This window comes from Enterococcus silesiacus (assembly GCF_001886225.1).
GTDB classification, from domain to species: domain Bacteria; phylum Bacillota; class Bacilli; order Lactobacillales; family Enterococcaceae; genus Enterococcus_L; species Enterococcus_L silesiacus.
On record NZ_JXLC01000029.1, the window covers coordinates 42,680 to 55,426 of the forward strand.

At 39.3% G+C, this 12,747-nt stretch carries 11 protein-coding genes; 2 read left to right on the forward strand and 9 right to left on the reverse strand.

Annotated elements, in window-relative coordinates:
- Nucleotides 1-7: 7 nt before the first annotated feature.
- Nucleotides 8-1,111 carry an NAD(P)/FAD-dependent oxidoreductase gene (locus tag RV15_RS15890; protein WP_071878990.1) on the forward strand — a complete coding sequence of 368 codons (1,104 nt, stop codon included), beginning with the start codon at nt 8-10 and terminating at the stop codon, nt 1,109-1,111.
- A gap of 116 nt (nt 1,112-1,227) precedes the next feature.
- On the opposite strand, the gene RV15_RS15895 is transcribed toward RV15_RS15890, so the two are convergent.
- A complete protein-coding gene (locus RV15_RS15895) occupies nt 1,228-1,614 on the reverse strand; it encodes a YbgA family protein (RefSeq protein WP_071878991.1) in 387 nt (128 codons plus the stop codon).
- A 222-nt stretch (nt 1,615-1,836) separates the two neighbouring features.
- Here RV15_RS15895 and RV15_RS15900 point away from each other — a divergent pair, with 222 nt between their 5' ends.
- A complete protein-coding gene (locus RV15_RS15900; RefSeq protein ID WP_071878992.1) occupies nt 1,837-3,306 on the forward strand; it encodes a peptide MFS transporter in 1,470 nt (489 codons plus the stop codon).
- Between the two features lie 61 nt (nt 3,307-3,367).
- Here RV15_RS15900 and RV15_RS15905 read toward each other — a convergent pair whose 3' ends face one another.
- The 8 genes from RV15_RS15905 to fdrA all read right to left on the reverse strand — a co-directional run bounded on the left by RV15_RS15905 (nt 3,368) and on the right by fdrA (nt 12,557).
- Entirely contained in the window at nt 3,368-4,531 is a 1,164-nt protein-coding gene (locus tag RV15_RS15905; protein ID WP_071878993.1) for a cation:proton antiporter, read from the reverse strand.
- Between the two features lie 143 nt (nt 4,532-4,674).
- Nucleotides 4,675-5,238, reverse strand: a complete 564-nt coding sequence (efp, locus tag RV15_RS15910; RefSeq protein WP_071878994.1) for an elongation factor P — start codon at nt 5,236-5,238, stop codon at nt 4,675-4,677.
- Between the two features lie 290 nt (nt 5,239-5,528).
- The gene (gene arcC / locus RV15_RS15915) at nt 5,529-6,485 is read right to left on the reverse strand and encodes a carbamate kinase (protein ID WP_071878995.1); all 957 of its coding nucleotides are present in this window, start codon (nt 6,483-6,485) and stop codon (nt 5,529-5,531) included.
- A complete protein-coding gene (locus RV15_RS15920) occupies nt 6,482-6,958 on the reverse strand; it encodes a nucleoside deaminase (RefSeq protein ID WP_071878996.1) in 477 nt (158 codons plus the stop codon). Before RV15_RS15920 ends, arcC begins: the two co-directional genes overlap by 4 nt.
- A complete protein-coding gene (locus tag RV15_RS15925) occupies nt 6,955-8,397 on the reverse strand; it encodes a cytosine permease (protein ID WP_071878997.1) in 1,443 nt (480 codons plus the stop codon). The genes RV15_RS15920 and RV15_RS15925 overlap by 4 nt, the downstream gene beginning before the upstream one ends.
- A gap of 24 nt (nt 8,398-8,421) precedes the next feature.
- A complete protein-coding gene (locus tag RV15_RS15930; protein WP_071878998.1) occupies nt 8,422-9,564 on the reverse strand; it encodes an ankyrin repeat domain-containing protein in 1,143 nt (380 codons plus the stop codon).
- Between the two features lie 21 nt (nt 9,565-9,585).
- Nucleotides 9,586-11,010 carry a YlbE family protein gene (locus tag RV15_RS15935; RefSeq protein WP_071878999.1) on the reverse strand — a complete coding sequence of 475 codons (1,425 nt, stop codon included), beginning with the start codon at nt 11,008-11,010 and terminating at the stop codon, nt 9,586-9,588.
- A complete protein-coding gene (fdrA, locus tag RV15_RS15940; RefSeq protein ID WP_071879000.1) occupies nt 11,007-12,557 on the reverse strand; it encodes an acyl-CoA synthetase FdrA in 1,551 nt (516 codons plus the stop codon). Before fdrA ends, RV15_RS15935 begins: the two co-directional genes overlap by 4 nt.
- Nucleotides 12,558-12,747: the final 190 nt, after the last annotated feature.

Here is a 12,747-nt window from a genome sequence, read left to right on the forward strand (position 1 = left end):
GTTATCCATGAAAAAATTAGCAATCATCGGCGGCGGAATCATCGGTTTGACCCTCGCCAACTACCTTGATTTAACCAAATATAATGTAACAGTGTTTGATAATCCTGTTGGACAAGCTACTAAAGCTAGCGCTGGCATCATCTCACCTTGGCTTTCAAAACGCCGCAATAAAAAATGGTATCAACTAGCGAAAGACGGAGCCGCATTTTACCCTAAATTAGTTCAGGACTTCTCTTTACCTCATACAGTTTATCAACAGACCGGTACTCTGATCTTGCGAAAAGATGGAGATCTTGGGTCGCTTATGCAACTTGCAGAAGAAAGAAAACAGAGCGCACCTGAAATTGGAAATATCCAGTTATTGACGGCAGAACAAGTCACAGAAAAGCTGCCTTTATTACAAGCCCAACCTGCCTTATTTATCACAGGCGGCGGGAAATTAGATGGTGCGAGCTACTTAGAAACATTAAGGCAACGGGCACTAACAAAAATGATCACCATAAAAACTGATACAGCGAAGCTCAGTCGGATACATGATCAATGGCTTGTTCAGACCTCTGACGAAACAGAGCAATTTGATGCGGTTGCTCTATGTGCTGGACCAGGATTACCTTCATTGTTAGAACCTCTAGGTTACACAACCGATATTAGAGCACAAAAAGGACAACTATTAGCATTTGAAACATCCTTCAAAAACAGCGGCAGTTGGCCGGTTGCAATGTTGGATGGCGAAAGTGATTTGATTCCTTTTGAAGATGGACAGATTCTGGTGGGCGCAACACATGAAAATGAAGGTGGCTTTGATTTAACACCAACAAAAGAAGCTTTTTCTCTACTAAAAGAAAAAACAGTTCCTTTTCTAGCTGAATCGACTTTTTTTGACACCTATCCCGCTGCCTATCGCGTAGGAACTCGTGCTTATACATCCGATTTTGCGCCTTTTTTCAATTATTTACCGGATAATCCCACGGCTGTCGTAGCCAGTGGCTTAGGTTCCTCAGGCCTGACAACTGGACCTTATATCGGTTTTCTTTTAGCCAACTATTTCAATGAAGGCAACAATAATTGGGAGAACTATCAAAAGCCGATTGGAACTTACCTCTCAAAATAAAACCAAGAGCGTGGAACAAAACTAAAGATCCGTTTTGTTTCACGCTCTAAATCTGCATAAACGGTGATATAAAAGTATTCGTATATTGTTTGGATCACCTTTTTTTAGTTATTCAGTTATTGCTCTTCTTTAGGAAAGAGTAATCTTGACTGTAATAGATATTGTTCTTGATAGTTTAACGTTAATTCTTTTAAAAAAGGCGCTAATTCATCTTGCTCCAATGAAAATGTTTTGATCAATTCTTCATACTTTTCTCGCTCTACCTTTGTCGCTTTATGTTTAAAATATCCCCAAACATGTTGATACGCGTTTAGAAGATTGCCTTTTTTAGGCGGTTCAGCTAATGCGTGTTGTAGATAGCTTCGAAATTGTTGTTCTTTCTCTTCATCCCATTCATTATCTGCACATAATTTCCCAATCATTCTATAATCTGATTGAGATTTTGATAAAATCAAATACTTGAGCGCTACCCACTCTTGTTGCCTTTCTGTTGTTTTTCCCAAAAAACCCCTCTTTTCTTTTCTGAAATATTTATTGCAAATTATACCTATTTCATATTAAATATGAAATAAAAATGAATATAAACCCTTTTTTTCTTATACTCTATCCATGGAAATTTATGATATTTAAAAGAGTAACAGTATACAATTACTCAATATACTTTTTTCAGAAATACTAGATTAAATAAATTTTCTGAATATTAAAAAGAATTGAGGTTATTTTTTATGGACGAGCAGCAGTTAGACAAGTCATTTTTGGGTCAGCCAAAGGGATTGTCTACACTCTTCTTTACGGAGATGTGGGAACGATTTAGTTATTACGGTATGCGGGCCATTTTACTGTATTATATCTATGATACAGTTGCAAACGGTGGGTTAGCTTTACCAAAAGAAACTGCTTTAGCGATCATGTCGATTTATGGATCTCTAGTTTTTATGTCCAGTATTGTCGGTGGTTGGATTTCTGATCGCGTTCTAGGAGCAAGAAAAACAGTCTTCTTAGGCGGAGTGTTCATCATGGTCGGGCATATCGTTTTGGCGACACCGTTTGGGATCTCAGCATTATTCCTTTCTATTTTGCTGATCGTAATCGGTACAGGGATGTTAAAACCAAATGTCTCTGGTATGGTCGGACATCTTTATTCAAAAACAGATACACGCCGTGATGCGGGGTTTTCCATTTTCTACATGGGAATCAACATGGGCGCACTATTGGCCCCATTTATCGTCGGAACATTAGGCCAGACCTATAACTATCATGTCGGCTTCTCTGTAGCTGCGTTCGGTATGTTTTTCGGCTTAGTGCAATATTACTTACAAGGAAAAAAATCATTAGCAAGTATCGGCTTAAAACCAACGAATCCGATTGGTATCGAAGAACGAAAAAAATTCATCCGTTCATTATTAATCGTTCTAATTTTTGTGATTGCTCTTTTTGGTGGTGCATTTATTTTAGGTCATTTAACGATTAGTTTCTTTATCAATAGCGTGAGTTGGCTTGGCATTCTATTACCTGTTTACTATTTTATTAAGATGCTGACTTCTAAAAACGTAACCGACGAAGAAAAACCTAGAGTGCTTGGTTATATTCCGTTATTCCTAGCTGGAATCGTTTTTTGGTCACTCGAAGAACAAGGTTCTTCTATTTTGGCATTATTTGCGAATGAACGGACGAATGATACGTTATTTGGTCTATCGATTGCACCAAGTTGGTTCCAATCATTAAACCCAATTTTCGTCGTTTTTTTAACACCTATCTTCGTTACTTTATGGACCAAATTAGGAAGAAGACAACCTTCGACCGTTGTCAAATTTTCATTAGGGTTAGTCTTTGCTGGTCTTTCTTTTATGCTTTTAATGCTGCCAGGCTTACTATACGGCACCGATGTAAAAGTTAGTCCTTTGTGGTTATTCTTTAGCTTTTTCATTATGATCGTTGGCGAAATGTGTATTTCTCCAGTTGGTCTATCGATTACTACAAAGCTTGCCCCTAGAGCTTTTGAATCACAAACAGTCGCAATTTGGCTCTTAGCAGATGCGGCTGGACAAGCAATCAATGCTCAAATTGCAAGATTCTACACTCCCCAAACAGAAGCAGCGTACTTTGGAATCGTAGGAATGGTTGCTGTTATTACTGGTATTATTTTAATTTTGTCTAAAAATCCAATCAAAAAATTAATGGGAGCTATTCACTAAAATAAAACAGTTTCTACCAAAGCATATTTCATTCAGCTTTAGTGGAAACTGTTTTTTTATTCTAGTATTGAAGTTGTTTTTCTTGCTTCATGATCGTCGCTTTTAACAACAATGGCGCAATGATTGTTGTCGCAATAATCACAATGATCACAGAAGAATAATACTCTTCTGAAAGGAAACTTGAGGTGAGTCCTACTTGAGCAATGATCAAGGCCATTTCACCTCTAGAAATCATTCCTGAGCCAATGATCAACGTAGAAATACCTTTGAATCCAGTTACACGTGCCCCTAAAGCTCCGCCTAGTAATTTCGATAATACTGCAACTACAGTTAAAACAATGATAAATAGAAAATGTTTAGACATACCAGCGAATGTCATATTTAACCCAATAGAAACAAAAAACATCGGAATAAATACGGTATAACCAATCGTCTCCAATTTCTCGTCTACGCGCTTACGATAATCCGTCTGCGCAATTGCTACTCCAGCAAAAAAGGCCCCGATAATCGCACCCATATCCAGCATTTCTGCAAAATAGGCAAAGCCTAAACAAATAACTAAGGAAATAGCTGAAACAGCTTCAATCGCAATCAACTTTTTACTCATATTCAATAACCAAGGTACCAACCATTTGCTGGCCGCAAAGATCACAATAAAAAAGAAGACCTTCAACAGTAACACTTCCCACATTGGTAAACCTTCACCTGGCGTAGACCGGTTCATCAAACTCAACATGATCCCTAAAATCAATACCACAACGATGTCATCGACAACCGCTGCACCGAGGATCGTTGCGCCTTCTTCACTATCTATTTTCTTTAGATCCTTTAGCACTTGTACAGAAATACTGACAGATGTTGCACTAAATAAAACGCCTAAAAAAATTGAATTCTGTACGGAAAAATGAAAAGCCTCTCCTACACCAAAACCCATTGCCGCAGGAAATATAATCCCTAAAAGCGCAACCGATAAGGCTGGCCGCCAATATTTTTTTAATAATTCCAAATCACTTTCCAGACCTGCGATAAACATTAAAATAATAACACCAATTTCAGAAAAATAATGCATAAAATCATCTGGCTTAATCCATCCGAGGATTGCTGGCCCAATTAAAATTCCTACTAATAATTCTCCGATCACAGAAGGAATGCCCACGCGATTACAAAAATGCCCAGCAAGTTTAGTGAATAATAAGACCAGACACAATGTTAATAAAAAACCCATATTTCTCTCCCTTTCTACTGTAAAAAACATATATCTCATTGTACCATGGTAACTAGATTTAGTCGTTACGAAAAGATTAGTACACTATAAGCATAACAAAAAACTGGCAGGTCACTTACTACCTGCCAGCTCATTTACATTGATTATTTTGAAGCACGTTTTAAATACGTACCTTCTTGTGTATTGATTTCTAATGACTCATCCGCTTCAATAAAATCAGGAACATTGACAACTAAGCCTGTTTCCATGATCGCTGGTTTGCCTGAACCAGAAACTGTTGCGCCTTTGATTGATGGTTGTGTTTCTTTTACTTTTAAGACAACTGTTGTTGGCAATGTGATCCCAATTACTTCAGATCCGTAAAATTGAATTTTAACTTCCATATTTTCTAGAAGATATTTTAATTCATATTCGATTACAGACGTTGGAATTTCATATTGTTCATAGGTTTCTAGATCCATGAAATTGGCTGTATCATCTTGGCTGTATAGGTATTGTACAGGTTTATTTTCGATAAATGCTTTTTTTACTTTGTCATCGGGACGCATGGTAGTATCCGTCGTTGTTCCTGTACGAACGTCTTTTAATTTCATACGCATAACGGTATTTCCTTTACCAGGTTTGTGGTGGCTAGCTTCCATTACACGGATTAATTTACCGTCTTGTTCAAAAGTCATACCTGCTTTAAGATCGCTTACTGCTATCATGTTATTTTCTCCTCTTTCTTTAAGGTTCGACCGCAAAGTCTGATCGAAACGTTAGTGTAGTACCTCCAGATTAGAGGTACTTCTTAAAAAAATTCTTCTCAATCATTGTAGCAGATTACAAGGCGATATTCTAGAGAATACGTTGCTTGGATTCATTTTTTTGTGGCAAACTCTTGTAAAACCTCATAAAAAAAGCAACGAAAGGACTAAGACATCGCTCGAAGAGTTACGTCTCAGTCCTATAAAATTCGAATGACAATGGCAAAGGCAATTTTCCGAGTCACAGTATATTAACGAACAGTAACCTGCTCTTTTTGGACAACGACCGTTCCTGCTCCATCATCCATTAGATTTTTCAGATTATCTAGTGATGTGATCACTGCTTTATTCGTTGGCTTGTTCTTAACAAATTGAACCGCTGCCTCAACTTTTGGCAACATACTACCTGGGGCAAATTGTCCTTCCTTGATATATTGTTCCACTTCGGAAACGCTGACCGCTTCCAGAGCCTTTTGATTTGGCTGGTTATAATTGACACATACATTCGCTACGCCAGTTAAAATAATCAACGTGTCTGCTTCAATCAACTCTGCCAATTTTTCTGCAGCAAGGTCTTTATCGATAACCGCTTCGATTCCTTTTAGCTCGTTTTCTGAACGTACAACCGGGATCCCGCCACCGCCTCCTGCAACTGTTACGACACCATTTTCCAAAAGTAATTGAATTGTTTTACTCTCTTTGATTGTTATCGGTTTTGGCGATGGAACAACTTTACGAAACCCTCGTCCCGCATCTTCCACATACAAAACATCTGAGCCCTTCATTCGCGCTTGTGCTTCAGCTTCTGTCAAAAAGGGGCCGATCGGTTTGCTTGGGTGGGTAAACCCTTCATCGCTTAGTGACACTTCAACTTGAGTTATGATCGCTGCCGCATTTCTCTTGATTTTTCTTTTTTCAAATGCATTTGTTAGCGCATTGACTAACCAATAACCAATGCTGCCTTCAGTCATTGCCACGCAGGTATCTAAAGGCATCGCGGGATTCTCGACTGAATCTGATTCAGCTTGTTGCAATGCGAGGTTTCCAACTTGGGGACCATTTCCATGAACAATCACTAATTCCATTTCATCAGTCAATAAGTCTGCTAGCGATTCCGCTGTATCTTGAACGATTTTTTTCTGTGCTGTGGCTGTCGGATCTGTTTCTAAGATGGCATTTCCACCTAATGCTACGACTACACGTTTCATTTGCCGCCCACTTTCTCGGCACCGTTTGAATTGATTTCAGCAAATGTTTGCCATAAAGAATCACACTCAGGACATCCTCCAGTATGAATCATCGCAAGTGGTGACTGATCTGTTCCATCTAGATAGTTGCGCAAATGCATATCTGAAAAGCCATGTTTTGCAGCATCTTCTCTAGTATTGGAATAATAAACTGTTTTGATCCCAGCCCATAAAATCGCCCCCACACACATCGGACAAGGTTCACAAGTGGCATAAATTTCGCAGTCAGATAAATCCATCGTATCTAACTTTTTACAGGCTTCACGCACTGCAACCATTTCGGCATGTGCTGATGGATCCGTGTCTCTCATCATCGTATTACTGACTGAAACGATCACTTCGCCATTTCTAACTAAGGTTGCACCAAAAGGTCCGCCAAACTTCTTTTCCATCCCGAAAACGGTTGCATCTGCTGCCATTTTCATATAATTCATGATTTTTCCCCCTTCATTACTTTACTTAAAACACTATATACAACAAACGAAAAGATCAATCCTGAAAAGAACGCAAAGTCATTGATTGTTTTCAATAATGAAACGGATTGTAAAAAAGCACCCGACATCGTGATCACAAAACTAGTCGCTAAGGTAATCATGGCTTTTGTGTTATAGCCTGATTTAAATGCACCTAGATCACCGTCTTCAACATAAATATCCTCTAACTTGATCACTTGTTTATGTTCAATATAAAAACTAGCTAACATGATGCCTGCAATCGGACCAAACATTGAACCGATAAAACTATAGAAATAAAATAGTGTTGATGCATTTTCTACTAACTTCCATGGTAAAATCATCGTACCAATAATAGCCGTTAAAACGCCCGCTTTTTTCACATCTAAAACTTTAGGAAATAACGATGACATTTGCAAACCTGCCGGGAATAAATTACCGAACACTACGAAGGCTAATGCGCCCATATTCAAGGCTAGGATCAAGACGAAAACCGCAAACGTATTATCGATTTTATCAAAGGCATTGACAATATTAAAAATCGGTTCACCAAAGGCAATTTGAGTTCCTGCAATCAAACCAACACATGTAACCGCAAACAAAATATAAGAAAGAATAAATCCAAGTGGCAAGCCAATAATCATCGCTTTCGGTGTTTTCGCTTTTTGCGTAAAATCACCAATATTAACGATTGGTCCAGCCCAATTAGAAACCAATGCACTGACACAGGCAATAAAAACAATCGGACTAGTTGTCGCATTGGCAGGTGAATACGCTAAGATTGGACCAAAACCACCAGCAATTTGAATTGTCCAAACAGCCGCTCCAATAATAAAGACATAAACAATTGGTGAAGACCAGTTACCAAATTTATCCAAAACTTTCGTCCCACCTAAGAATAAAGCAACAGTTACACACCACACGAGCAAGTAGCTCAGCATTGTTGGCGCAGGCATCCCTAGAATCGTCATACCACCGCCAATATTCATATAATTAGGAAAGATCCGACTAAATAAAACATCTAAGGACTGGGCACTTACTACACTTTGAGTTCCAAAGAAAACAACCCCTGCAATCAAGCCACGACAGAGCGATGGAATGATTGCACCTTTTACGCCAAACACCGAACGTAGCAACATCGGAAATGGCAAGCCATACTTAGCCGATGCAACACCATTCAAAACATAAAAAATCGAAACGATCACAGCAGACAACATAACAGCCGCCAAGACTTGTTTGGTATTTAACCCTAGTAAGAAAAAGCCCGCTACAGTCATATAAGATAGAATATTATGCACCGCTCCCATCCATAAAGTCACATAATTAAAAATACCCCAATTTTTATCTGTCCCAGTTTTTGGCAATAATTCTGCAGAATAGGTCGGTGAGTCGGTGATGACTTGTTTTTCTACTGATTCCATCGTATTTTCCTCCAATACATTTCTTTAGTTTTTTACTAACTGAAGTGATTGTGCACGGTGTTCTGAAAATAATGGATTTTCTGGATTGAGTTGAATGGCACGATCCATCGCTTTGACAGCTTCTTGATGCCGATTCAAACTACGTAAGCTATTCGCTTTATGAAAGTAGAAATCAACTCGTTCAGGATAGTCTTCCAACAAGTCATCCATCATTTTGACTGCTTCTTCATGACGCCCTAATTCTCTTAATAAATTCGATTTATGATAGCGATAAAAGAAGCTTCTATCTGTTATTATGGCTTGATCATAGATTTGTAATGCACGATCTATGTCCCCCATCATACGATAACTATTTCCGACATAGAAAGCAAATTGATCGCTCGTTTCCCAACCTTTTCTATAGTAAGAAATTGCGGTTGGATACTCTTTTAATCGTTGATACGTATAGCCTAAATAGTATAATACCTCTAGATTAGTTTGATCTTGTGCTGCCAGTGTCTTAAGAGCCCGGTTCAATTCTCCTTTTCTCAAAAAGCTTCGTACCTCACGAAAGATTGATTCCTCGACTTCTTGTTTCTCTAGTATTGCAACCAACGCTTCATCAGCTGTTACTTTCGCATAATCCAGAGCATTTTTACCAGTATCGTCTACCTGAGCGATATCTGCTTGCTGCTGAACGAGTTCGCGGATCACATCTTGATATAAGAATCCCCCATCTCCTAGAATCACAGCTTCTAACAATGCTGACCAACCTAAACGATTGACATGATTGACTGGAACACCTGCGGCCAAGCACAGCTGAACTGTTCTTAAATAGCCTTTTTCACTGGATGGAAGCAACGCTGTTCCGCCAAAGCGATTGACTGAGGCTAAATCCGCTCGTCCTGATTGAATAATCTCACTAACGATGTCATCAAATCCATTAGCAGCAGCACAAATGAACGGCGTAAGTAGTGTATTATCACGCTGATTTACATCTGCACCAAAACTCAGCAATGCTTTGACCACAGGCAAATGATTACACTGAACCGCCAGCATTAATGGCGAACGTCCCAATTCATCAGTCGTCAGCACATCATGTCCTTCGTTTAATAATCGCTGAATATGTTCTACTTGCCCCGATTTGATCGCTTCGAACAGACTTTGATCTACTTTTACTGTATCCATGATTTTACTCCTTTCTACTTGTTATAGTTGTTCACTAAACGCAATTATGGCTTTTTCAAAAGCTTCCATCGGTGGATGAGTGATACCCGCTCCGATCATTCCGATCCCAGCTTCTTTATGGGCAATGGCGGTATTAATGATCGGCAGTGTATTCGTTTGTATCACTTTTAAGCTATCGATCCCTGATGGAATCCCCATAAAATCTAATGTAGGAATCGTGATATTCGGATTTTCCGCTGTCGTGATTCCTTGCATCTCCATAGAAAAACGTAAAGCATCTTCAATCGTACCGCCAACTAATGCTACGATCGCTGGCGCTGCTGCCATTGCAAAACCTCCGATACCATAAGTTTCCGTTATCGCACTATCCCCGATATCAAGACCTGCATCCTCTGGTTTGTATCCTGCAAACATCGGGCCAATAACCTTTTGAGATGGACCAACAAACCACGGATTTCCTTCGATACCGCTAATATGAATCCCAAATTCCGTTCCGTTTCTAGCCATGGTCGTGACCACAGTGCTAAATGGAATCCCAACAGCCGAATCGAGAGCCGCTTTACACATTACCATCCACGTAGGTCCTGAGAAATAATCGCTACTAGCGACAAAATCAAAGACTTCCTTCATTTCTTCAATAGAATGATCTGTTTGAATGATATAAGGTGTCAAGGCTTGAATCAGTAATGTCGTTCCTGCATTATTACGGTTATGACACTCATCTCCCATATGCAAAGCCTGAGCCAACATATATTTTAAATCGATTCCTTCTGTACACAATTTCATCGCATCACGTAAGATCGGACCAAAAACATCTCTCATCCAAATCAAGCGTTCGATCACACTCTCATCATTGGCACCCATTCTGAGGATTTTTGACATCTGTTCACTTAAATTGGTAAAAGCTAAATTGCCGTAAGTTTTATTTTCTACGATATGCATATACATAGAAGCAGAGGTGACACCTGCCATTGAGCCGACACATTGATGTTCATGGCAGGGTGAGAATATGATTTCTCCTGATGCAGCAACTTTTTCAGCATCATCCAAATCTTTCGCTAACCCTTCAAAAACCAATGCACCTTTGACAGCCCCTTTCATCGGACCATTCATCTTGTCCCAAGTAATCGGCGGTCCAGCATGTAAAATCGTATTTTTAGTCATCCCTGGTACAACATTAATTGCTTGATCATAGCCAATCAACGAAATTTGAGAAGAAATGATACGATGTACGGCCTCTTCATTCGCTTTTTTGATTTTTTCCAAATTTTCTGGTGTTTCAATTTTCTCTAAAGCAGCTAGAATACTGGCTTTGCCTCGACCGGGAGGGGCCCAATTTAAATACGTTGCTTTAACCTGTTGTGTGATTAATTCTTCTTGAAATGATTCAATACCAAGGTCGATAATAACCGATTCTTCTTGAAATAGTTCAGTGATTTTGCTCATTGTTCTGCTCCTTTCACGACAAATTCTCTTGCTAGCAAACCAGCATTTTGGCTGCTGCTGGCATAGGTTGCACCGATCGACGTCAGTTTTTCAACTTGTTCATTGATATTTTGTTTATCTAAATCTGTGCCTAAGACATACCCAATAATTTCCAAATGACGCCCCAGTGAAGCGGCTTTTTCCTTTGCTGCTTTCATCGCTGGCACCATTACACCGACTGGATCTTGATGAGCGCCATATCCTAATACAAAGTCCATTAGAATCACGCCGACTGTGGGATCTTCTGCTTCTTCTGTAAAACGAGCGATTCGATTAGATGGATCGATCATTGGATGAGGTTTACCGTTAGTGAATTCATCTGCGCCAAAATCGATAAAAGTGTGTGCTTTACTTGCGTCACCGAAATGCAAAAGATGTTCTTGATCAGTTGCGATGTTGCTATACACGTCAGAAAAGCGTTCTTTCGCAGTAAACATCGCTTCATCACAGAGGGTTCCACCTGTGAATAACCCACGAATGTATTTTTGTTCTGAATTTAATTTCCCCCGAACTTCATCGATCAAAGGTAGATTTAAGGGATGGACATCTAAACTATTTTGCTCGATACCAGCTAAGGTCACAGCCCTCAAGGCCGCTGCTTTAGACATTTTTTCAAAATAGATGCCGTCTTCATTTTCTCTCGTTTCACTCCCAATGAACCAGATAACAATAGGTTTATTCGCCTTTCTGACTCTCGCAAGAATTTTTTCTTCCACTACTTTTGCTGGTGGTTTAGAAATCAAAACAATCACTTTGGTCTCTTCATCTGCTTCTAGAGCATCAATTGCATCTAGCATCATTTTTCCACCAACCGCTTCACTGAGATCTCGTCCGCCGGTCCCAATCAATTGAGAAACGCCTTCGCCAAACTCGTGGATTCGAACACTGATTTCTTGACTCCCTGTTCCAGAAGCGCCAATAATCCCTATGCTCCCTTTGCGAACATTATTCGCAAAACATAAGCCAACATTATTGATGATTGCCGTTCCACAATCTGGTCCCATCATTAGTAAGCCTTTTTCATGGGCTAAATCTTTTAACTCGATTTCTTCTTCTACACTCACGTTGTCACTAAACATCATTACATGTAGGTCATTATTCAATGCTTTTCTTGCTTCACGAGCGGCATATTGTCCATTGACAGAAATGACAGCCAAATTTGCTTCCGGAATAGCCTTTTTTGCTGTTTCGATCGTGGTATAGCTTTCAGTCGTTTGATTAGAAGACTTTTCTTTTTTCTCTGTCATCAGCGTTTCGATTTTTCGAATCAATTCGACTGAATCCTGTTCGTCTTTAGCATCTAAAGCGATAATTAAATCGCTCGTTTGAGCGTGGGCAATTTCATCTGTATATAAGCCAACATTTTTCATCACTTCTTTATTCATCTCTGTTGCCATTGCAATAATTGCTTGATCAACACCTGCTAACTGATTCGCTTTTGTTGATAAAGCCATTAATGATACCGAATCAATGTAGGTATTGGGTTGAATTTTGATACTGATTGTCATGGGGGTTCCTCCTTAATATAAAAGCGTAACATGCTCGCTTAGTCTCGACTGAAAAATAGGAAATAATAACTGAGGTGCTTCTTGCCTCATTTATTATTTATCTTTTTTCCGAGAGACTAGCCTGTGTAGCTAGATAATATAAAAGCGTAATGGGCTCGTCCAGCTCTGACTGAAAAATAGGAAAAATTGA